This window comes from Pradoshia sp. Z4_20, assembly GCF_058216035.1.
The window spans coordinates 474,820-497,919 of the sequence record NZ_JBZAJD010000001.1 but is presented as its reverse complement, the minus strand read 5'-3'; the positions used below and the strand labels follow the sequence as shown (position 1 = coordinate 497,919).

20 protein-coding genes are annotated in these 23,100 nt (G+C 37.0%); 11 read left to right on the top strand and 9 right to left on the bottom strand.

The genetic code is table 11. The features are described 5' to 3' along the window. Positions 1–348 precede the first annotated feature (348 nt). A complete protein-coding gene (locus tag AC4BHP_RS02380) occupies positions 349–477 on the top strand; it encodes a hypothetical protein (RefSeq protein WP_490551648.1) in 129 nt (42 codons plus the stop codon). A gap of 442 nt (positions 478–919) precedes the next feature. On the opposite strand, the gene AC4BHP_RS02375 is transcribed toward AC4BHP_RS02380, so the two are convergent. From AC4BHP_RS02375 to rnz, 3 genes are all read right to left on the bottom strand, one after another. Next, on the bottom strand, positions 920–1,396 hold the full coding sequence (locus AC4BHP_RS02375) for a bifunctional (p)ppGpp synthetase/guanosine-3',5'-bis(diphosphate) 3'-pyrophosphohydrolase (protein ID WP_139892422.1): 477 nt from the start codon (positions 1,394–1,396) through the stop codon (positions 920–922). A gap of 220 nt (positions 1,397–1,616) precedes the next feature. Then, positions 1,617–2,531, bottom strand: a complete 915-nt coding sequence (locus AC4BHP_RS02370) for a DUF4240 domain-containing protein (RefSeq protein WP_139892423.1) — start codon at positions 2,529–2,531, stop codon at positions 1,617–1,619. A 159-nt stretch (positions 2,532–2,690) separates the two neighbouring features. Next, positions 2,691–3,608 carry a ribonuclease Z gene (gene rnz, locus AC4BHP_RS02365; RefSeq protein WP_490551187.1) on the bottom strand — a complete coding sequence of 306 codons (918 nt, stop codon included), beginning with the start codon at positions 3,606–3,608 and terminating at the stop codon, positions 2,691–2,693. Positions 3,609–3,840: 232 nt separating this feature from the next. On the opposite strand from rnz, the gene zwf reads away from it, so the two are divergent. After that, positions 3,841–5,325, top strand: a complete 1,485-nt coding sequence (gene zwf / locus AC4BHP_RS02360; protein WP_066104691.1) for a glucose-6-phosphate dehydrogenase — start codon at positions 3,841–3,843, stop codon at positions 5,323–5,325. A gap of 31 nt (positions 5,326–5,356) precedes the next feature. Continuing rightward, a complete protein-coding gene (locus tag AC4BHP_RS02355) occupies positions 5,357–5,974 on the top strand; it encodes a cyclase family protein (RefSeq protein ID WP_066104694.1) in 618 nt (205 codons plus the stop codon). Positions 5,975–6,030: 56 nt separating this feature from the next. Here AC4BHP_RS02355 and AC4BHP_RS02350 read toward each other — a convergent pair whose 3' ends face one another. Beyond that, positions 6,031–6,420, bottom strand: a complete 390-nt coding sequence (locus tag AC4BHP_RS02350; RefSeq protein WP_139892425.1) for a thiol-disulfide oxidoreductase DCC family protein — start codon at positions 6,418–6,420, stop codon at positions 6,031–6,033. A gap of 293 nt (positions 6,421–6,713) precedes the next feature. Between AC4BHP_RS02350 and AC4BHP_RS02345 the strand changes: the two genes are divergently transcribed. The 6 genes from AC4BHP_RS02345 to AC4BHP_RS02320 all read left to right on the top strand — a co-directional run bounded on the left by AC4BHP_RS02345 (position 6,714) and on the right by AC4BHP_RS02320 (position 14,178). Beyond that, complete coding sequence (locus tag AC4BHP_RS02345; RefSeq protein ID WP_139892426.1) at positions 6,714–7,466, top strand: DeoR/GlpR family DNA-binding transcription regulator; 753 nt, start codon at positions 6,714–6,716, stop codon at positions 7,464–7,466. Further along, positions 7,463–8,374, top strand: a complete 912-nt coding sequence (gene pfkB / locus AC4BHP_RS02340) for a 1-phosphofructokinase (RefSeq protein WP_490551186.1) — start codon at positions 7,463–7,465, stop codon at positions 8,372–8,374. Before AC4BHP_RS02345 ends, pfkB begins: the two co-directional genes overlap by 4 nt. Before the next feature lie 12 nt (positions 8,375–8,386). Then, the gene (locus AC4BHP_RS02335; protein WP_139892428.1) at positions 8,387–10,306 is read left to right on the top strand and encodes a PTS fructose transporter subunit IIABC; all 1,920 of its coding nucleotides are present in this window, start codon (positions 8,387–8,389) and stop codon (positions 10,304–10,306) included. 434 nt (positions 10,307–10,740) lie between these two features. Further along, a complete protein-coding gene (locus AC4BHP_RS02330; RefSeq protein WP_140462059.1) occupies positions 10,741–12,186 on the top strand; it encodes a peptidoglycan endopeptidase in 1,446 nt (481 codons plus the stop codon). 126 nt (positions 12,187–12,312) lie between these two features. After that, positions 12,313–13,335: a DUF2804 domain-containing protein gene (locus AC4BHP_RS02325; protein WP_490551185.1), complete on the top strand. Its 1,023-nt coding sequence runs from the start codon at positions 12,313–12,315 to the stop codon at positions 13,333–13,335. Positions 13,336–13,548: 213 nt separating this feature from the next. Beyond that, positions 13,549–14,178 (top strand): nitroreductase family protein, encoded by a 630-nt coding sequence (locus tag AC4BHP_RS02320; RefSeq protein WP_066104710.1) that lies wholly within the window; start codon positions 13,549–13,551, stop codon positions 14,176–14,178. 51 nt (positions 14,179–14,229) lie between these two features. Here AC4BHP_RS02320 and AC4BHP_RS02315 read toward each other — a convergent pair whose 3' ends face one another. Beyond that, positions 14,230–15,039, bottom strand: coding sequence for a class I SAM-dependent methyltransferase (locus AC4BHP_RS02315; RefSeq protein ID WP_490551184.1), 810 nt, complete (start codon positions 15,037–15,039; stop codon positions 14,230–14,232). 378 nt (positions 15,040–15,417) lie between these two features. Continuing rightward, on the bottom strand, positions 15,418–18,120 hold the full coding sequence (locus tag AC4BHP_RS02310) for an ATP-binding protein (RefSeq protein ID WP_490551183.1): 2,703 nt from the start codon (positions 18,118–18,120) through the stop codon (positions 15,418–15,420). A gap of 266 nt (positions 18,121–18,386) precedes the next feature. Between AC4BHP_RS02310 and AC4BHP_RS02305 the strand changes: the two genes are divergently transcribed. Continuing rightward, complete coding sequence (locus tag AC4BHP_RS02305; protein WP_490551182.1) at positions 18,387–18,812, top strand: ester cyclase; 426 nt, start codon at positions 18,387–18,389, stop codon at positions 18,810–18,812. A 159-nt stretch (positions 18,813–18,971) separates the two neighbouring features. Here the strand turns inward: AC4BHP_RS02305 and AC4BHP_RS02300 are convergent, their stop codons facing one another. The 3 genes from AC4BHP_RS02300 to AC4BHP_RS02290 form a co-directional block, all read right to left on the bottom strand. Continuing rightward, a complete protein-coding gene (locus tag AC4BHP_RS02300) occupies positions 18,972–19,388 on the bottom strand; it encodes a GNAT family N-acetyltransferase (protein ID WP_490551181.1) in 417 nt (138 codons plus the stop codon). A gap of 18 nt (positions 19,389–19,406) precedes the next feature. Beyond that, positions 19,407–19,886 carry a GNAT family N-acetyltransferase gene (locus AC4BHP_RS02295; RefSeq protein WP_139892432.1) on the bottom strand — a complete coding sequence of 160 codons (480 nt, stop codon included), beginning with the start codon at positions 19,884–19,886 and terminating at the stop codon, positions 19,407–19,409. Positions 19,887–20,017: 131 nt separating this feature from the next. After that, complete coding sequence (locus tag AC4BHP_RS02290) at positions 20,018–21,811, bottom strand: M3 family oligoendopeptidase (protein ID WP_140462054.1); 1,794 nt, start codon at positions 21,809–21,811, stop codon at positions 20,018–20,020. A gap of 226 nt (positions 21,812–22,037) precedes the next feature. Between AC4BHP_RS02290 and AC4BHP_RS02285 the strand changes: the two genes are divergently transcribed. Further along, positions 22,038–22,811, top strand: coding sequence for a hypothetical protein (locus tag AC4BHP_RS02285; RefSeq protein WP_066104727.1), 774 nt, complete (start codon positions 22,038–22,040; stop codon positions 22,809–22,811). Positions 22,812–23,100: the final 289 nt, after the last annotated feature.

The following is a 23,100-nucleotide window of genomic DNA, read 5'->3' as shown; positions in this document are numbered from 1 at the left end:
ATTATTTCTTTATTGCAGATTAAGCATTTAGGTTTTTACGGAATACTTTTTCGGCTCTTGATAAATGATCCAGACGAGTCTTTCTAATCAACACTTCCCCGTCTGCCGTCTGTCGGTTTCTCCAAGCCAAATAGCAAGTGGTTGAGGTCTCAGTGTTATTATTGGTTTTCATCTAATAAAATCGTTTCACTATTTTCAACAGCTGCTAACATTTGAGCTGTATCGATACCGCAATCTAATGATTTTCACTTTACATGGACATAGTAAAATTATTATTTTAAGGAAGTGATATGATTGGACCAACAACAAGCGATTAAGACGCTTAACACATTCTTACGGGGTTCATATATGGCCATTAACGCCTATGAACACTTTATAAAAAAGCTACAACATTCCTCATTAAAAGACTCGTTTATTTCGATCCAGAAAGACCTAAAAAATCACCAATCCTTATTTCAGAGAGAATTCAAAATCTAGGTGGTACACCTATAACGAGTGAAGGAATATTTGGAAGGATTGAAGCGAAAGTTGTAAATTTGATTGAAAACTACAATTCAAAGGAAGAGATTATAAAACATGCTATTAAGGGGGAAAATATATATGGGATAAAAATGAGTGAGGACCTAGTAAGGGGGAAATTAGATGAAGAAAGTCTTAGTCTAGTCCATAAAATCCTGGATAAAGACCGGGAACATGTGGATTATCTAAAATCTCTTCTACATTCTTAAAAGTGAATTTCTCATTCAAATTAATTTTAGTACATTTCATTTCTTCCAAGCCTAACATATATATTTAATAAAAAAATCACCTCAAATCAAGAGGTGTTTTTTTATCAATTAAAATTTTTGCTTTCATATTTATTAATATCATTTTTCCTAATATGATTAAATAAGTTGGTTTGATATCATTGATTCCTTATTCACTTCTCTTCCAAAATCTCTATCCATTCATCATCGCTATAAATCCAATTATCTTCTGTTAGAATTCTAATTTCTCTTTCATACTTTTCTGCACGTTGATAATCTTTTTCCTGTGGGTTAGGAATTCTGGATAAGTCTCTGTTTTCTTTTAAATCCGCTATTTTAACTGTTCGACCAAGCTCATTTAATTTGGCGCGATATATAAATGCTTCCCTCTCTTCTCCTTCCCTTCTAGTCACAGAATCAATTCCAGCTATAATTTTTTCTGAAAAGCCATATTCTCGTAAATCATCAAAGGTAAGCTCTGTATCCTCGATGATATCATGCAACACTCCGACAATTTTCTCTTCTGCCGTGTCTAACCTATTCATTACAGCTAATGGATGATTAATGTAAGGGTTACCGCCCTTATCAAATTGATCCTTATGATACTTTTTAGCTAATTCAATAGCTAAGTCTAATAACTCCTCAGACATACTAATCCGTCCCCCATTCTTTTTTAAATATTATATTAATATTATAACTTCATTTGGAATGAAATAAGAAATGGGTCGCTTTCATTTAATCGCAGATAAAAAAACATCTCAAACAACAGAGAATTTTTAATAACAGGTAGAAAATCTTCTCTCTCAAACGGAAGTCAATAGCACTCTTATGCATTAATACCTTTCCTAAAGAATCACCTCAAACGGCTGTTTAGCCCTTCCATCCAGCAATATTTGAGAAAGTTTCATAGCTGCAGCCGGATGTATACTCAAAATCCTTTTTCATTCTTGTTGCATAAGCATAGGAGGCTATTGATAATAAAGGTTCAAATGTTCGATTTTTATTCATCATCTCGGGATTTTTTAATGTACGCTCAAAATTTTGCTGCCCCTCTGCAACCACTGCACAACGGATATACAAAAATAAATCAACAGAAAAATTGATTGGATTATCTTCTATATATGAATATTCTCCGATGTTTTTGGCATGCTCTCTAGTGTCTAATAGGTAGAGTTTGTAAGATAATGCTTCCTCAAATTCTTTTATATCTTTTACACTCATTTTTGATAAAGCAATAACGGCCGGTTCTAGTATATCTTCTCTCCCATTACCATTTGAATTCAGCAAGGAAATAATAGACCAAAATTCTTCATCATGCATCATCTTTTTAGGTACTTGAGCTATATTTCGATTTTCTTCCTCATCATTTTTTTGTTCCTCTTGAACTTCTTTAATAAAATTCTCCTGATCATTCTCCCATCTCCATTCATGATAAACCTCTATTCCAATACGATCCCATTGTTCACAGAATGAATTGCATATTATAGCTTTTTCCTTTTCCGCCAAAGGAAGATTTCCTATATATATTAAATCCCGAGGAGGCTCTCCATCAACCCATACAAGGGCTCGATTATTCTTATAAAAAAAATGATTTTGACGAAGGATATAAGTTAAACAATTATTCTCAATAACAGGCAGTTCCTCACCTATATATGGAGTTGTGATAACCAGGTATGAGCCTAATTCTTGATGGTGCTTAGCAATTCTTATCGCACCAAACCGTCCATCAGGCAGTTTTACAGCAAACACATCTCCAATTAATACTTCAAACTTTTGTTTATCCAAATCGTATTCCCCCTATATATGTATACATCAATTGTATTACATTTTCTTACAAAAGGGTTTTTAATTAAAACTAATAAAACTATGCTTATCCCAGAAATAAAAAAAGATAGCAGGACATACGCTTCCTGCTATCTCTACTATTAGTTTATCGATTTATTTTTAAAGCTTAAAAACCGAAAAATCTCTCGCTAATTCAGTATTTGCAAAAACAGCTTTGGCCTCATTAACAAGCTCTATTTCATCATCCATAGTAAATCTGGAACTGATGTGAGTGAGGATTAAACGCTTGGCACCCGCTTTTACAGCGCATTCGGCTGCCTGAATGGTAGTCGAATGAAAATAGTCAGCGGCCATCTCTTCCTGTCCCTTTTGGAAAGTAGCTTCATGAACGATGCATTCAGCGTGCAATGCCAGATTGACAGTATTTTCACACGGGCGGGTATCACCCAATATAGCAATCACTCTCCCCGGCTTAGGTGTTCCGATATAATCTCTGCCATCTATTATGCGGCCATCCTCCAATTGGACCATTTCACCTTTTTTCAGCTTGCTGTATAACGGACCGGGCGGAATTCCAGCTTCTTTTAATAAATCAGCCCGTAGTTCTCCGGGTTTATCTTTTTCGACGATTCGATACCCATAGCTTAAAATAGCATGATCTAAAGGCAATACCTCCACTCTGAATGTCTCATCCTCGAATAGCAGACCATCTTCTACTATTTCCACGAATGACAGATCATATTTTAAATGAGTTTGGCTCAAACGCAAGGACGTTTCCACATACTCTTTGATTCCTACCGGTCCGTAAATGGTCAGCGGTTCTTCCCCCCCCTGAAATGAACGGCTGCCAAGTAAGCCAGGTAGCCCATATATATGATCACCATGCAGATGCGTGATGAATATTTTCTCTATTTTTCTCGTTTTTACAGGCGTGCGTAATATTTGATGCTGAGTCGCTTCTCCACAATCAAACATCCAGCTTGCCCCTCTCTCTTCATTCATCTGCAGGATAAGCGAAGATACGTTTCGCTGCTTAGCCGGTATGCCGGCTCCTGTTCCTAAAAATACAAATTCCAATCTAATTCCTCCAGCCTATTTGAATACATCTATTTTACAGCACTCTTCCTTTTTTTTCAGCATTTGAGAAAATCCGAATACTTCCACATTTTTAATATAGCGATAAAATATTTTATTTTCTCCCTCTTTATCTGTAAACTAAGTATAGATGGAAAAAATTCAATCCATTGATAAAGAGTTGAATAAGAGATAAAATAAACTATCGTAATTACCATATAAGGAGAGGTTCTGAATGCCCACTATTGACAAACAATCAGGATTAATATTGATATTTGGGGCTACTGGAGATTTAGCGCAACGGAAACTTTTCCCTTCATTATTCCGTCTATACACGAAAGGCAGATTATCTTCAAACTTCGCCTGTATAGGAATTGGCAGACGCGAATGGACAACAGATCGTCTTAAACAACATATTCAGGAAGCGGTTGCCGATGAACATGGCACTGATTCAGAAAAGCTTGAATTTGCCGGTCATTTCTACTATCAATCACTGGATGTCAGCCAAGCGAGTGTATCATATGAAGAACTGCGTCTCTTGGCAGACCAATTGGATGAAAAATATGAGTTAAATGGAAATCGACTATTTTATCTTGCGATGGCACCGGAGTATTTTGGACCGATTGCCACAAGATTAAAAGAAGATGGATTGACCAATACAGCCGGTTATAAACGCTTAGTTATCGAAAAGCCATTCGGCCATGATTTTAAATCAGCTGAAGAGCTCAATAATCAGCTTCGTCAATCATTCTCCGAAAATGAAATTTATCGAATCGATCATTATTTAGGGAAAGAAATGGTTCAAAATATTGAAGTGATTCGCTTTGCAAATGCTTTTTTTGAACCGCTTTGGAATAATCACTACATAGCCAATGTTCAGATTACCTCTACAGAAACTCTCGGAGTTGAAGATAGAGGCAGATATTATGAGAACAGCGGTGCCTTGCGTGATATGGTTCAAAACCATATTATGCAAATTGTTTCACTGCTTGCGATGGAGGCTCCGATTAAATTAACGACTGACGAGATCCGCAGTGAAAAAGTTAAAGTACTTCGCTCCCTTCGCCCTATAAAGGAAGATGAAGTAGATCAATACTTTGTGCGCGGTCAATATGGTGAAGGTCAAGTCGGTGACAAACTTTTACCAGCATACCGTTCTGAAAATATGGTTGACCCAGAGTCCAATACAGAAACTTATGTAGCCGGAAAATTGTTATTTGAAAATTTCAGATGGGCCGGTGTACCGTTCTATATCCGTACCGGCAAGCGGCTTGCGGCGAAGTCTACTCAGATTGTCGTACAATTTAAGGACGTGCCGATGAATCTGTTTTATAGAACTGAAGAGCAGCTAAACCCTAATTTACTAGTTATTAATATCCAGCCTAAAGAAGGAATCACGCTTCACCTCAATGCTAAAAAAGGCGGAAAAACACCAGTTAAATTAAGCTTTAGGACTTCCAAATACGACCGATTCAATACCCCTGAAGCCTATGAACGCCTGCTTTTCGATGCGATGCGCGGAGATGCAACAAACTTTTCCCATTGGGATGAAGTAGCCTTGTCCTGGAAGTTCACAGATGTAATTTCTCGTGCATGGGAAAGCCAACCTGCTGGATGTTTCCCTAATTATTCATCCGGTTCAATGGGGCCAGAGAGCGCAGATGAACTGCTCTCAAAAGATGGCTTCCATTGGTGGGCAATTGAAGAAGAAGACGAGTAAATTAAAATAAAGTTGTGGAGGAGAAACCAATATGAAAATTTATGATGTTTCTATGCCAATTTACACTGGAATGCCCGTTTATAAAAATATTGAGGACAAACAGCCAGTTTTCAACACTGTAACAAACGGACATGTTACCGAATCCCGTATTACTCTTGATGCCCATGTCGGAACTCATACAGATGCCCCGCTTCATATGATGAATGATGGTGCTACTATTGAAACAATTGGACTTGAACGTCTCGTTGGTAAGTGTAAAGTATTTGATTTAACTCATGTAACAGGGTTAGTTGAAAAAGAAGATCTTGAGTCTTTACCTATTGAAAAAGGTGACTTCATTCTTTTAAAAACAAAAAACTCTTTCGATGAAGAATTTAACTTTGAATTTATCGCGCTAGGTGAGTCTGGTGCGAAGCATGTGTCTGAGATTGGCATTAATGGTGTTGGTATCGATGGGCTTGGTGTTGAACGTGCTCAACCTGGACACCCTACTCACCGAACCCTGTTTGCAAACGATGTAATTGTTATTGAAGGTTTGCGCTTGAAAGATGTCCCTGCCGGTGAATACTTTATGGTCGCAGCACCGCTTAAATTGGTAGGCATTGATGCTGCTCCGTCTCGTGTATTATTGCTGGATGGTATGCTTTAATAAATGATTAAATCCACTTTCGCCTGCGAAAGTGGATTTTTTTGATGTAGAACCCATCATAAAAACCTTTTTCGAATTTCCGGTGAAGGCAACATACACTGATCTTTACTACCGAACCATTTAATTCTGTTTCTCGCAATTAAATCATACACTCTATCTCTAATAGTTCTTGGAACCAGCTTAAAGACATACAACATACTCCATAAACCCGATAAATGTTTACATATCCTTAAGGCAGCCGAAGACTTCATATAGTATTTGTGATTATCTGGTTCAAGTAAAATTAAGCTGTCTATTCCTTCAGGAACATGGTATTCCTTTAATAACTGCTGGCCTGCTTCACTCTGCAGGGAGGCAAAAACAAAAATTCCTTTCGGGTCTCTTTTAATGATAAATTGAACACTCTTATCGCAAAAATTGCATTCCCCATCAAATAATACAATCATCTTCTACTAACCCCCTTCTCAAGTTGCCCCTTCGGTTTCTATTGATAAAGTTACCCTCTTTATTGTGATATAGACAATTTTGTTACCCCAAAATATAAATTCTTCTATTTGATTATACTAAACCCATCTTATTAAATAATGGATTTTATCTAAAAACCATCTCAGGTGCTATAAAGAATTAACCCTATGATAGTTTTTAAAAACTTCATGAATCTTTTTGATTGATTTTGAATGAATTTGATTGATTTTTATTTATAAACACATTATATTTAAACGGTAGGGAGGTGATTGGATTGCTGACTTCAGAAAGACAGCAATATATCATCGAAAAAATCAACCAAAATGGCTTCATTAAAATACAGGAGCTAGTAAAAGAATTACATACATCAGAATCCACAATTCGCAGAGACTTAAGCCAATTGGAAGACATGTCTATTTTAAAGAGAGTACATGGCGGAGCTGAACTTGTGAAAAAACGCAGCATTGAACCAACGATTCTGGAGAAATCCACTTCCAGAACAAGCGAAAAAAAAGCAATCGCCAAAGAAGCTGTAAGTATGATTGATGATGGTGATTGTATTTATCTTGATGCTGGTACAACAACCCTTGCTATGATTCCCTTCATTCAAAATAAACCCGTTACAGTCGTCACAAATGGGATTATGCAGGCAGCTGCACTTCAGAAAAGCAATATTATTACGTATTTAATTGGTGGCCGCATCAAGAAATCTACAAATGCAATAATTGGCAGTCAGGCTATCAATAATATAAACAACTACCGGTTTGATAAAGTTTTTCTCGGAATAAACGGCATTCATCCAGATTGGGGCTTCAGTACACCTGACCCAGAGGAAGCTATATTAAAAAGATCAGCCATCGATTTATCGAAAGAAGCTTTTATATTAGCCGATTTCAGTAAATTTGATGAAACATCCTTTGCCAGAGTGGCTGAACTGAATCAAGCAACTATAATTACCAGCGGGATGGATTCAGCCAAATTGGCTAAGTATAAGATGAATACAAAAATAAAGGTAGTGAAATCATGATCTATACCGTAACACTAAATCCATCGGTGGATTTCATCGTAGAGGTTGATCATTTTCAACTTGGCGGCTTAAATCGAATGCGCAAAGAAGCTAAATATCCAGGAGGAAAAGGAATAAATGTTTCACGTATCCTCTCCCGAATTGGTTCAAAAACAACCGCACTTGGTTTTAGCGGTGGATTTCCGGGTGGATTCATTCTCGATGCTTTGAGAAAAGAGAACGTACCTGAAGATTTTATCAATGTCGATGAAGATTCCCGAATCAATATAAAGCTAAAAACTGGGCAAGAAACTGAAATTAATGGATTAGGGCCATACATAAGCGCCGAAAAAATGGATGAACTCCGTCAAAAGCTTTCAAAGATGACTAAGGAGGATATTCTCGTTTTGTCAGGCAGCATCCCTCCTTCCATTTCGCCAGATTTGTATCAGCAGTTAACAAGGGAATATGCAGCACAAGGTATACAAGTAGTCGTAGATGCAAGCGGAAAAACCTTACTCGATGTTGTAAAAGAACATCCTTTTCTTGTGAAACCAAATCATCATGAACTTGGGGAACTATTTGATACGAAAATAGAAACAACCAAAGAGGCCATTCAGTACGGTAGCATTCTTGTTGAGCAAGGTGCTAAAAACGTAATTGTTTCTATCGCAGGCGAAGGAGCTTTACTTATTAATCACGATGGAGTTTATACAGCTACGATTCCAAAAGGAGATGTAAAAAACTCTACTGGTGCAGGCGATTCTTTAGTAGCTGGATTTATCGGGAAGTGGGATCAAACGAAGGATATACAAAAAGCATTTCAATATGGAGTTGCCTCTGGAAGTGCAACAGCATTCAACTACGACCTTGCCGAAAAAGAACATATCGAAGCTCTTCTCCCGCAAGTTGAAATTCAAAAACTATAAGGAAGTGAAACCATGAGAATCACAGACCTGTTAAAGAAAGATACTATTATCCTGAATCTTTCATCCAGTAACAAAAAAGAAGTTATTGCTGAACTTGTCAGCAAACTAGATCAAGCAGGCAAACTGAAAGATCGTAAAGGATATCATGAAGCAATCATGAAACGTGAAGAGCAAAGCACAACCGGTATCGGTGAAGGGATTGCAATCCCCCATGCTAAATCGGCAGCTGTTAAAGAAGCGGCCCTATGTTTCGGTCGTTCCATTAACGGAATTGATTATGAATCATTGGATGGGCAGCCTGCTCGCCTGTTCTTTATGATAGCCGCGCCTGACGGAGCAAACGATACTCATCTTGATACATTATCAAAGCTTTCCTCTATGCTAATGTATGATGATTTCCGTCAGGCTATTTTGAAAGCTTCTTCAGAGGATGAAATCCTCTCTATTATTGATGCCAAACAGAATGAGCTTGAAAATGAAGATTCAAAAGATCAACCTGCACCGGATACTGCAGAGGCAAATGAAGAAGGTTATGTGTTAGCCGTCACTGCCTGTCCAACTGGAATTGCGCACACCTATATGGCAGCGGATGCCTTAAAAGCAAAAGCGAAAGAAATGAATGTAAATATTAAAGTAGAAACAAATGGTTCCACCGGAATCAAAAACCCTCTCACTGCTGAAGATATTCAAAAAGCAAGTGCAATCATTGTTGCTGCAGACAAAAACGTTGAAATGAATCGTTTCAATGGCAAACATGTGATTCAAGTTCCTGTAGCACAAGGAATCCGCAAGCCCGAAGAACTAATTAACCGTGCTTTAAAACAGGATGCCCCAATTTACGAAGCCAAAGGCGGATCCACTAATCAGGATAGCGGGAATCAGGAGAAAAAAGGGATAGGCGCTCAAATATATAAACATCTCATGAGCGGTGTAAGTAATATGCTTCCATTCGTTGTCGGCGGCGGTCTCTTAATTGCCCTTTCCTTCTTATTTGGCGGAATTAACCCAACCGATCCAACGACGCCGGGCTACAATGAATTTGCTGCAGCACTCAATACCATTGGCGGCGGAGACAAGGGTGCGTTCTTCTTATTAGTACCTGTACTTGCTGGTTTCATTGCCAGCTCGATTGCAGATCGCCCAGGTTTCATGCCCGGTATGGTCGGCGGCTTATTAGCTGCAACGGCAGGCGCAGGCTTCCTTGGCGGATTAATCGCTGGTTTCCTTGCAGGGTATGTAACTCTTGGTGTGAAAAGAGCTTTCAATTGGCTGCCAACTTCTTTGGAAGGTATCAAACCAGTACTGCTATATCCTTTATTTGGCCTATTAATTACCGGTCTAATTATGATATTCATCATTAATGACCCGGTTGTGGCCATGAATAAAGGGCTGACTAATTGGCTTGAAAACTTAAGCGGTACAAACGCAGTGTTCCTTGGTTTAATCGTCGGCGGTATGATGGCTGTCGATATGGGAGGTCCTATCAATAAGGCTGCTTTCACATTTGGTATAGCAGCAATTGCTGCCGGCAATGGTGTCCCCCATGCTGCTGTTATGGCTGGAGGAATGGTCCCACCGCTTGGTATCGCACTATCCACTACATTCTTTAAACATAAATACACTGACTCGGAACGTAAGTCTGGTCTTACAAACTATGTTATGGGTGCTTCCTTCATCACGGAAGGAGCAATCCCCTTTGCAGCAGCAGATCCAATTCGAGTCATCGTCAGTTCTGTAATAGGCGCTGCCACGGCTGGAGCCTTATCTGCAGCATTTGGCTGTTCGACTCCAGCTCCACACGGTGGTATCTTCGTTGTTGGATTAATAGATAATCCTTTTATGTACCTTTTAGCCATACTAATTGGTTCACTAGTAACAGCTGTTCTTTTAGGCTTTTGGAAAAAGAATGCAACTATTAAGGATGTTGCGTAAGCAAAAAGAAAGAATGACCTTGTTTCTGGTCATTCTTTTTTATATGCACAAAATCCGCATATAACTTACTGTTAAAGCTAATATCTAATTTCTTTGGATAACTGCTGAGCTTAATTCTTTGTTTTTTCTAACTCGTTTATATATAACTGCCTAATGGTTCACTATAATATAATTTACATCGATTATACACTTCCCTAAATTTGTACGTCTGCAACCAGAATATTCACTCACCCCCTACCCAGGTATTAAATTCCTCCTATTGTTAATTATTCTAAAAAAATAAAAAATAGTAAGTTTTATTTCTAAATTTTATTAATCTCATATTCTTACAACAGCGAAAATTAATACTTATAACTTTAATCTAAAATTTTACTATGCTAATATAATAACGATATTGTATTTTTATCAAATAGCTAGTAAAGGAGTTGATTCAAATGAAGCATATAAAAGTTGTGACCCTCACTGCAGCTGCAATCATGTCGACTGCTTTTGCTCAAGAAGCCTCTGCAGCATCGACATATACAGTTAAAAAGGGGGATACACTTTCTTTTATTGCCTCAAAATTCAAAACAACGGTTTCGAATTTAAAGAAGTTGAATGATTTGACAGGTGACATTATTTATCCAAACCAAGTCATCACAGTATCTAGTAGTACATCATCATCCGGTATTACCGAACGTTCTATCAGTTCTAAAACTTACACCATTAAATCAGGAGATACTTTATCAGCAATAGCTGCTAAGCACTCTACGACTGTAAGTAAACTAAAGAGCTGGAATGATTTAAAGAATGATCTCATTTACCCTGGTCAAATTATTAAAGTGGCCGAAGGTGCTTCCGGATCCTCATCAAGCACCAATCATTCTTCTTCCGGAAGTACATCAGTGTCTACCAATCAGACATATACGGTAAAGTCAGGAGACACATTAAGTAAAATCGCCCGTAAATATTCAACTACGGTCAGTCAGCTTATGAGCTGGAACAACCTATCGAGTACAGTTATTTATCCGAATCAAACGTTAAAGGTGACTAAGTCTTCAACTACTACTGGATCTAGCAGTTCAAGTTCTACAAGTTCTTCCAGCAGTAGTTCATCTGCTACTACTTATACGGTGAAATCTGGCGATACATTAAGTAAAATTGCCAACAAGCATTCAATTACAGTCAGTCAACTTAAGAGCTGGAATAACCTATCCAGTACAATTATTTACCCTAACCAAGTGTTAAAGGTGTCTAAGCCTTCTACTACTACAGGGTCAAGCAGCTCTTCAAGCTCTTCCGGCAGTACTGCTACTTCAACGACCTATACAGTTAAGTCGGGGGATACGCTAAGTAAGATTGCTAAAACCTATTCCTTGACCGTTTCACAAATCAAATCGATGAATGGGTTAAAATCTGATGTGATTTATGTGGGGCAAAAGCTGAAAATTTCAAAGGCAGCAAGTGATTTGCCTTCTGTTTCCGAACCTTCAAGCGGGTCTTCTTCCGCTCAGGAAACAATAGGAAACTCAGCTTTTACATCTAATCTGATTTCCATCAGTAAAAGCTTGATCGGCACAAAATATGTGTGGGGAGGAACAACACCATCTGGGTTCGATTGCAGCGGTTTTCTTTATTATGTCTTTAATAAAGCGGGACATTCTATGCCAAGATACACGGCTGAAGGTTTCTTTAATCGTTCCTATTATGTAAGTTCTCCTCAGCCTGGAGATCTCATTTTCTTTTCCGGTACATATAAGAAAGGAATCTCCCATTTAGGCATCTATCTAGGAAATAATGAATTTATTCATGCTGATAACAGCGGAGTACGTATTACTAGTACAAACAACAGCTATTATAAAAAACATTTTGATAGTTATAAGCGATTATACGCTAATTAAGATTCAGCGAGCGGGTTCTATTACCCGCTCGCTGTTTTTTCACCAATAGACTCACCTTCCCTCTAATGATAAATTAATAATAAATCTGTACTACAAATAGTAATTCTAATAGAAAGGTTGTTAAGGATGAGTCATATATATAATGAAAGAGAAATAATAGAACCAGTTCATTTATGCGATGAAAAAGGTAATTTAATACCTGATAGCATAGGCTGGTCGAGAAAGCCTCTTATCAGCGGAAATGTCACTGGACGCTTTCTTCGTAAAAAGAAATGGAACTATTGGTGTATAACAAATAAAGATGTTCTTTTTTCGGCTACAATCAGCCATTTAGATTTCGCAATGGTTTGCTTTGTTTATTATCTCGATTTAAACACCAAGACATTTTTTGAGAAAACAGCCTTATTTCCTTTTAAAAGTAATAAAGCGCTCCCTAATGATGTATTGGCGAGTACTAAACTCACCTCCAAACAAATGGACATCGCTATATTATGGGAAAATAATCGTTTTCAGCTGAACGTAGAGATTCCTAATTTTAACGAAAAACCGTTGCTGGCAAACTTTGAAATTAGCTATCCTGAAACGGATTCGTTGAGTGCTGTCATACCCTGGAGTGATCAAACATTTCAATTAACAACGAAAATGCACTGTCTTCCTACTAAAGGGACGCTGACTATTGGGTCTAAAACCTATCAATTTACTCCTGATGAAAGCTATGCCAGCTTAGATTACGGACGAGGTATCTGGCCAAGAAACTGTACCTGGAATTGGGGAATGGCATCTGGTAAACAAGGAAATGATGTAATTGGTCTAAATTTTGGCGGACAATGGACTGATGGGACAGGCTTTAATGAAAATGCCGTATTAGTTAATGGACGGCTGACAAAAATCAGTGAAGATATGAAATTTCACTATAATAAACATGATTTCATGCAGCCATGGAAGATTGACTCTTTGGCGACTGATTGTGTAAGGCTCACCTTTACACCTCTATATGAACGGATCGCCAAGACTGATGCTATTATAGTGAAATCAGAAGTACATCAAATGGTAGGCTATTATAACGGAGAAATACGCTTACCGGACAGCACTATCCTGACAATCAAGCAAATGCTTGGCTGTATTGAAGACCATATAGCAAAATGGTAGATTGATGTTCACTTATTCGAATATAGATATACGGAGTTGCCTAAAAAAAAGTTAGTTTTCTTCATGTTTTTTCACAATCCATATCGTTTGCGTTCCTAACTGGCGATTGAGTTGACAAATGTAAGTTGCAACATTACAATTTACTTGTTACTTACTAAAAATAAGCAAAGCATATAATAATAACTTTATTTATGGAACTGTGGGGGATTTACTTTGTCAAATGTACATAAAGATTTATCAACGATTATTAAGGAACGTCATTCGATCAGACAGTATGATGCTTCTTTTAAAATTTCCGAAGAAGAATTAAAAAGCATCCTTGAGGAAGCTACTTTAGCTCCATCTTCTAGCAATATGCAGGCTTGGAGCTTCATCGTAGTTAAAGATGAGGATAGAAAGAAAGATCTTGCCTTATATGGTAACAATGCAAAGGTGGCTGAAAATGCATCTGCTGTTATTGCTGTCCTTGGGGATACTGAAATGTATAAAAAAGCAGATCAAATCTACGATATGATGTTTGAAGCAGGCTATGTTGACGAAGAAAATAGACAAAGGCTCGTGAATGATGTTAAACGGGTCTATCCAGGTGCACCTTTAGAAACAAGAGCTAATATGGCAAGCTTTGATGCCGGTCTTGTTTCCATGCAATTAATGCTGATAGCGAAAAATCGTGGGCTGGATACCATTACGATGGGCGGCTTCGATAAAACTGCTTTTGCTAAAAATTTCAATGTGGACGAAAGATATATTCCATTAGTATTAATCGCAATTGGTAAAGCAGAGGGAGATCATTACTTTAAAACCGTACGCTTACCTGTAGAAGATATTACTACATTTATTTAATTCAAGATGATATAAAGATAGAGCTGTCACACTAGTTGGCAGCTCTATTCTTTATTTTTTCATACCAATATAAAGTAAATGTGATGATGTACCGAGCAGGGATGGTTCCGTTGCATACTCAATCAACAGGTCTACTATCTTTCCCATTTCTCCTTCACCCTTCTCTCTCCAATAATTCCACTGATGATTTGTAACCATAGAACCTATATTAGATCCTATTAAAGCTACTTTTTCAAATCCACTTGATTTCATAAATGGATCTATATCTTCTACACGATAATAGTATGCACCCGTAAATCTCCCACTATCTGCATGATTAAAACAGCCGGTTTCGGTAAACTGTCGAATGGCATCCACCGTGTTGTTTGGCCGCCAATGTTCAGGACAGATGAGTGAATTTAACATGTGCTTTACTCTTGGCATAAATGCTATGAAAACAAGGCCGTTTTTCTTGGTTACACGATATAATTCTTTTACCGCCATCAATCGATCCTCTTCCTGCTGCAAATGGTATAGTGGCCCTAGCATTAATGAAGCATCGAATTGTTCATCTTCTATTGCAGACAGGTCTCTTGCATCTATGTTATAAAACCCATCAAATTGGGCAAACAGTCCCAATTCCCGCGCTTTATCTTCAGCAATATCAACCAAGCTCGGTGTCAGATCCGACAGGGTAACGCGATACCCCTCTTCAGCCAGCTTAAGCGAATATTTCCCTGGGCCTGCTCCATTGTCCAAAACAGTACCTGATGGAGTTAAATATTTTTTAATATAATGCCAATTCACCTGAAACTCAATTGGTTCCCTGTCTAATCTGCCCCACTCATCAAATTCACTATAGTAATCAACAATCTCATTCATACCGATCCCCCTTTAAACTATAAAACGATTTGACTACTTATGTTCAAGAAAGAGAGCTTAAAACCCTCCTAATTGTTAAAAATATTATTCGTGAAGCAGGAAAACAACCATTCCCTCTATGCTTGTGATTTATGATAAAGAACTAAAATAGATTAGAAAATTAAAATCCTTCAAAGAGGAATTAGTGCCATAGAAGCTCAAATTAACAATCAATGATTTGACTCCAAGTCTACTGAATGAACCTACTACTAGTAGAGAATAAACCTATATTACAGAAGATTTCTTTTCTGTCCTTCCATAAAAAAAGCCGCTCAAATTGACTCCAATTGAGCGGCAAAAACATTAACTTTTTGAAATGAATCCTTATCTATTTTCCTTTTAATTCATCCATACTCTCATCACGGATATTAATTGCTCCAGGTTAATTGGTTTACTGATATAGTCTGATGCACCAGCCGCTAAGCATTTTTCACGATCGCCCTTCATTCCTTTTGCTGTTAAGGCAATAATCGGTAGTGATGCAAACTCTGAATTCTGACGGATACGTTTCATCGTCTCATATCCGTTCAATTCAGGCATCATAATATCCATCAGGATCATATCAATCTGGCAATCCTTTTTTAGAATCTCCAAGCATTCGATTCCATTATGAGCTACTAAGACTTCCATTTTCTTTTTTTCAAGAATTGCTTTTAGTGAGTATATGTTACGCTGATCATCATCTGTAATAAGCACTCTTTTTCCATGGAGTATGTCCAATTGGATATCATTTGGTTCTTTAGCCGCAGCCACTTCTGCTATCATCTGATGATATTGATCCCCTTGATTTACATTAATATTTTCCTGATTCTGTAGATACGGTATATAAAGAGTAAACGCACTACCTTTCCCTACTTCACTTTCAACAAATATATGACCGTTAAGCAAATAGGATAATTTTTTGCAGATTGATAAACCTAAGCCTGTTCCACCATATTTTTGTACAGTAGATCCGTCTCCCTGTTGAAAGGCCTCAAAAATGGTTTGTTGCTTATCTTTATGGATTCCTATACCTGTATCCATGACAACAATTTTTATCCACTCGTCAGATTGAGTGGTATTATGGTTATCTTTTTCATCACATGTATGGATTATTTTTTCCACCTTCACAGACACTTTTCCTCGTTCTGTGAACTTAATAGCATTTGATAGTAAGTTTTTTACGATCTGCTGAATTTTTTGTACATCTGTATAGAAATAGGAAGGTAGATTCTCATCTATTTCAATGGTGAAACCAAGTTGTTTTCTTTCGGCTTGTGGCGAAAATATATTTAAGGTTTCAACCAACTCACTGATGTTCATTTTGCTATATGTGATTTCAGACTTTCCAGCTTCTATTTTTGAAAGGTCAAGTATATCGTTAATTAAAGATGTTAAACTGTCTGCAGCCGAATAAATATATTCAATATACTCTTTTTCCTCTGCTGAAAAACAATCACTATCTATGTCTATTAACATCTCTGCAAGAATTAAAATACTATTTAAAGGAGTACGAAGTTCATGGCTAATATTCGCCAGAAATTCGGATTTATAATTTGAGCTTAGCTGCAATTGTTCATTTTTAATTCTTAATTCTTCCTGGGACTGTTCAAGTTCCTTCGTTTTTTGTATAGCTTCTTGCTCACGTTCTTCCAGAAGTTCATTAATCGTCATTAATTCTTCTGACTGTGAATGAAGCTCTTCAGTCTGAACCTGCAATTCTTCAGTCATTGCTTTTGACTCATTTAGCAAACATTCAATTTCCATTCTATTTAGAACACTGTGTATAGCCAAACCGAGAGATTCATTCACCTGCTGAATGGCTTGGTATTGTATATCTGAAAAGCCTGTTATACTTGCAAATTCAAGAACCCCAATCGTGATGTTTTCATAAATAATCGGGACAACCAAAAACGCTTTAGGTTTTGTCTCAAACAAGCCTGTTGAAAGTAATTGGTAATCTTCCGGGATATCTTCTAACAGGACTATTTGTTGATCAATAGCAGCCTGCCCAATAATCCCCTCACCAACTTTAAATTGATCTTTTCCACCGTCACCATAGGATGCTGCACGATAAAAACATGTTTCATCAGCTTGACCCCTCAAATAGAGCGCCCCAATCGAAGCACCTACTAATGGTGCAAGCTTCCCTTGAAGACGTTTTGCAAATTCATTTATATCAAAGGCACTTTGTGTTAAGCTTGTTATTTCATTAATTTTTGATAGTACCCAGTTCTGTATCTTGATATCTTTCAAATACGCTTTCTCATTTTTATTGTAGATTTCTAAAGACACGGACATATTATTAAAAGCTTCAGCAATCAGACCTATTTCATCATCCGTTTTTACTTCAAGCCTGTGGAGGGTCGATGGATCATTTAAATCAATTTCTTTCAATACAGTTGTTATTTGTTTTAAGTCCTTTGTTGTTGAACGAATAACCCAGTATCCAATTAACCCAATTAACCCGCAGGAAGTTATTGTTAACAAGAAAACAACCTGACACAAATGATTGTACTTTTCACTTGCCCGTTTAAATGCGCCCTCCATCATCTCCTCTTGATAGCTAATAAACTCTTCTATTGACTCTGTTAGCTTAGAACTTGATTCCTCTATTTTCTTCCAATTTTTACTAACGTACTCATTGTCTTGTATTAGTTCCATTATGATTATTCGTTCGTTTTCTTTGTATATACGATATAGGGATGCGCAATCCATTAATATTTCCCTAGCTTCCTCATTTAGTGTCATACCATGGATTTTTGCAAAATGTTCTTCAATCTTGACATGATTTTCAGCAAGTTTATCTTGTATAGTAGCTGATGTTACTCCTGATAGATCATTCGCAATACTCCCAACCAACATTTTTGATGAACTGACGTTCTTTTCTATCTCATAAGTATAATTCACTTTTTTATATCGATTTTCTACAATTTCTAATAAGTCCTCACGGGAGCTATTTAAATTCTGGATGGTCATTACCGAAAAGAGTACGATTACCACCATAATCAGGATTATAGAAATTTGGAATCTCCTTCCAAATCCTAATTTACTGCTAATCATCATCCTCATCCTCTACGCTTAGTATTCAACCTAACTATTTTAATATCCTAAGTTTTCTATTTATACCGGTATTATTAGCCAGTTCATACAAAATACTGTATGACTGATTGAACAACAATCAACAAGCTATATATAAGAAAATAGTAATCAAAAAAAGTGAGCAACTTCTCTGTATTCCAATATTACAGCTTTTATTTTGAAAAGAAATACAATTTTTTTGGCGACGTTTCGAATTTGTATAATGAGATAAAATGGAGGTGTTTACTTTGCGAAGCGTTGATAAAAAAGAAATCGTTAAAGTATGGTTTCGGGATGTATTTACGGACGGGAATACAGATATTTTAAAAGATATTGCATCAGCGGATTTGGTTACTCATTCTCAGGGAAATGACGAGGGCTATGTCGGTATCGAGCACTTTAAAAATTGGCTATCCTGGTATTGCACCTCTTTTGTTGAGCGCAAATGGAGCGTTCATGACACGATTGAAGAAGGTGATAAAGTCGTTGCACGCTATAGCGGATATAGCATTTATAAAGGCGGATTACTGGACATTCCTTCTGAAAATCAACAGGTTAAAGAAACGGGCATCATTATATTTCGAATCGAGAATGGTAAAATTGCCGAACAATGGTGTGAAATGAGTGATTTACAGCTTATTCAGCAGTTAGGAGTTAAATTTGCTACAAACTAAATTATGTAGAGCTATTCTTTTAAGAATTTCTACTGAATGGCTTTTAATCCATTTTTTTTGATTTATTCCATATAAAAACAGCGGATTTTAACCGCATCCACTGTAATATAGTAATATTTTAGTAGTAGAATTTAATAATCAATTAGATGAATTAACACTTCAGATTCTTTTTTGTAAAAAATATTGATGATGTCCTTCTGGATGATTTTCAATCACTCCAAATACGGAAAATCCGTTTTTCTTATAGAAATCTGGTGCTTGAAAGCTGAATGTATCCAACATCAGAAGTGTACATCCTTTTTCTATTGCATAGTGTTCAACACTTGCCAGAAGCTCTTTCCCTACCCCTTTTTGTCGCAATTGATCGTCAATCCACAGGAAATCAATCTGCATTCTGCCCCAGCTGTAATGAGCTGCGATTCCGCCCTGTATATGATTGTGGTCGTCCTTTACCACATAGGTGACTTTCCCATACGGTGTATCATTATACTCCGGCAGTTTTAGTCGATTAAAATCAATTAAATGTTCTCGGATAAACGCTTGATCTCCTTCGGTGCCGAGCTCTATTTTAATCACTCAAACAACCTCTCCTTCTTAATCAACGAGTTCTTTATACATTAGTATATCATCCACATACTGACCATTCAGAAAAAATTCTCCCTTTAATACACCTTGCTTAATATAGCCATTCCTCTTATAGAAAGAAATAGCCGGTGTATTTGTGGACAATACCCTTAAAGAAATTTTTCGGATCCCACGCTTCTTCCCCTCTTCATCCAGAAACTGCAATAATTTACTGCCTATACTCTTGCCCTGAAAGTCAGGATGGACACCAATCGCCATTTCCCATACATGACAATTGCTCTCCAACGGAGTAGGATATTTAACAGACATATAGCCCGCAACTCTCCCGTTCTCAATTGCGACAAACATGCTTCCCGGCGGAAAATGCTGAGCATAATCGGCTACTGATTCCCAAACGATCGGCATCGGTGTATTTGTATAATTCCAAATCAAATTTTCAAGTTCTATTAATTGTTCGTAGTCCTCAATTCTTGATGAACGTATAACCATTTAATATCTAATCCCCTTTTCAACCATCTATCCTATAGTTTACTCTTTACATGCTTGAATGATCTATCAAAGTCAAAAAGCATTGCCACCCTCTAAAGAATGACAATGCCACACAAAAGGAATTTCTCCCTTTATTTCGTTAATTCAAGGAATTCATTTACATCAGCAATTGCAAGATCCACACCAGCCTGCCAGAAATCTGGTTTCGTTAGGTCTACACCTAAATGTTTCATCGCAAGCTCCTCTGTTGTCATAGCAGCTGTATCCTGCAATAATGCAATATATTTCTTTTCAAATGACTTACCTTCTTTTAAAGATAAGTGATAAATCCCTAAGCTAAACAAATATCCAAACGTGTACGGGAAATTATAAAATGGCACTTCTGCAATATAGAAATGCAATTTACTTGCCCAGAAGGTTGGATGATATTCACTCAGAGAATTTTGATATGCCTCTTTTTGTGCAGATGCCATCATTTCGTTCAAGCGCTCAACGGAAACCAATCCATTTTTGCGTTCTGTATAATAATTTTTTTCAAAAATAAAACGGGCATGAATGTTCATGAACATAGCAATTGCATTTAGTATTTTGTTATCGAGCAATGTGATTTTTTCTGCATCCGATACAGCAGCACGGACACTGGCATCAGAGCAAATTTGTTCAGCAAATGTAGATGCTGTTTCAGCGACATTCATCGCGTAATCTGTATTAAAGAATGGCTTATCATTTAATACATGGCTGTGGAAAGCATGACCTAGTTCATGAGCAAGCGTTGCTACACCGCTTGGTGAGCCTGAATAGGTCATAAAGATACGTGATTCATTTGTTTCAGGAAAGCTAGTACAGAATCCTCCAGGACGCTTGCCAGTACGATCCTCTGCTTCAATCCACGCCTTTTCAAATGCTTCCTGGGCAAATTTAGGCAATTCATCACCGAATTTCGCAAAATTATCGATGATAAACTTTGCTCCCTCATCAAATGTGTAATGCATCGGTTCCGTTGTTACGATCGGTGCATCAACATCTACCCAGCTCAATTTCTCTTTACCTAAAAGCTTTGCCTTACGGTTAAGAAACTCTACAAAAGGCTGCTTATTTTTTGCAATGACATCCCACATTACATCCAATGTTTCTTTCTTCATTCGGTTATACTGCAATGGCTCTTTCATAAAATCTTCAACACCATGCATTTTATAATTAGCCAAACGGAAGCCGCCTAAATGATTAATCGTGTCAGCAAACAAAGGGGCTTTTTCTCCCCAGGCTTTTTCCCATTTCTTGAAAATTTCCGCTCGGACTTCTGGATTAGGATCGTCGTGCATCTTATTAAAAGCTTGGCCAGCTGATAAATGAACAGTCTCGCCATCTTCATTTGTATAAGGAATCTCAATCATTTTTACAAGTGAATCGTAATGGGTACTCCACCCGACATATCCATCTACGCGCAATGCATTAATGAGTGCTTCTTCAGCTTCCGATAATTGTTCCTTACCATGTTCCCTTTGCTCATTAATATAGAAAGCTATTTCACTAATTTCTGGTTGTTCGATGATTTCTTGCCAGACAGCATCATTTATTTGGACAAGTTTAATTGTAAATCCTGTAAAAACTGTTTCGAATTCACTTATTAATGTGTATACTTCTCCATTTAATTGATCCGCCTTTGTATCATGGACATTTTGGGCAGTAGCACATTCAAGAAATGCCGATACCTGATAGATTGCTTTTTGCAGTACCTCTGTTTGTTTTAATATAGAAACAATCTCTTTGGTACCGCTAACGTCTGAAGGAGCCTGCCAAGCTTTTACTGCCCCTTTGTATGTATTTAACAGCTCTTTGATTTCAGCTAATTTTGATAGTAATTCAGGTGACTCAGAGCCATTTGGAAATATGTTATCCAAATTCCATGTTAGAGAGTAATTCATTCAAAAACCTCCTGTCTTTTCACAATTTTCAGTATACAACTTTTATTACCAGTTGGATATATATTTTCCTCAATAATAGTACTGTCTCCCATATGCTATCTACTCATCCTCTTGAACCTCTTGATTGGTTACCCTTTTTAATATATAAAGTAAAACTTTTTATCTATCCAATATTATTCCGTATAATGAGAGTTAATACAGCACGAAGAAAATAAGGAGACAGGTTATGGGATATTTTCAATCAGAGGAGACTTATCAATTATTAAATGCAGTAGGAGAAAATATTTTTATTTGTGATGATCAATTAACCATCATATTTATCAATCGTTACGCTGACAAATTAATTCAATGTCTAAGTCCTTTTACCGGTTTATCAAGTAAGGAAGAATATATCGGGAGAAACATAGCAGAATTTGATCAAGGGGGGAACTGCAAGAGGACAATACTCGAAAACGATTCCTTCCCCAATACCAGCAGAATTATATTTTTCAATAAATACACAGCTAAGATTGCAATAAGTCCCTTTACATTCAACAATGGTTTAACAGGTTATATGCTCACTTGGAAGGATGTAACCGATTATGAAGAAGAAATACATAAAGGGCATTCGATGATGGAAGAAATGTATGCTCCTATCATCAAAACAATTCTGGATGATGTACTTTTAATGCCCATTACTGGATTTTTGTCTGAAGATCGTCTTCATAAGATCAAAGAGAAGGCTTTATATGAAAGCTCTGATAAACAGGCTTCCTATATGGTGATTGATTTTACTAGCGTAACTTCACTGGATGACGAATATATTGTGGCAGAGCTGGAGGTCATCTCTCAATCCCTTGCTTTATTGGGTACAGAAGCTATATATACAGGCCTGTCCACTACTCTTGTCCGCCAAATCGTAAACCAGGGAACAAAAATAAAGAATGAAACATTTGCTACGTTTAATCAGGCTATGAATCATATCTGCAAAATAAAAGGCTACAAGTTGGTAAAATATTAATCTTGATCTTCCTCTTCAGCTTGATTTATTAAAATCAAGCTGTTCTTTTTGTCAACTGATTTGCAAATGAATGACAATTCGTTTGCGCAGCTTTTGTGACAATATTGTTTCATAAATTTGAATTAATTATAGTAATTTTAGTTTAGTTATAGATATTTGCAAATTATAGGACTATTATATCTAATATAAACAAGGTCATTGTAAATTTAACTAATTATTAATATATACATAGGGATAACCTACTAAACAATTTAAACTATTTAAGCCAACTCTTCATTCACGCAAAAAT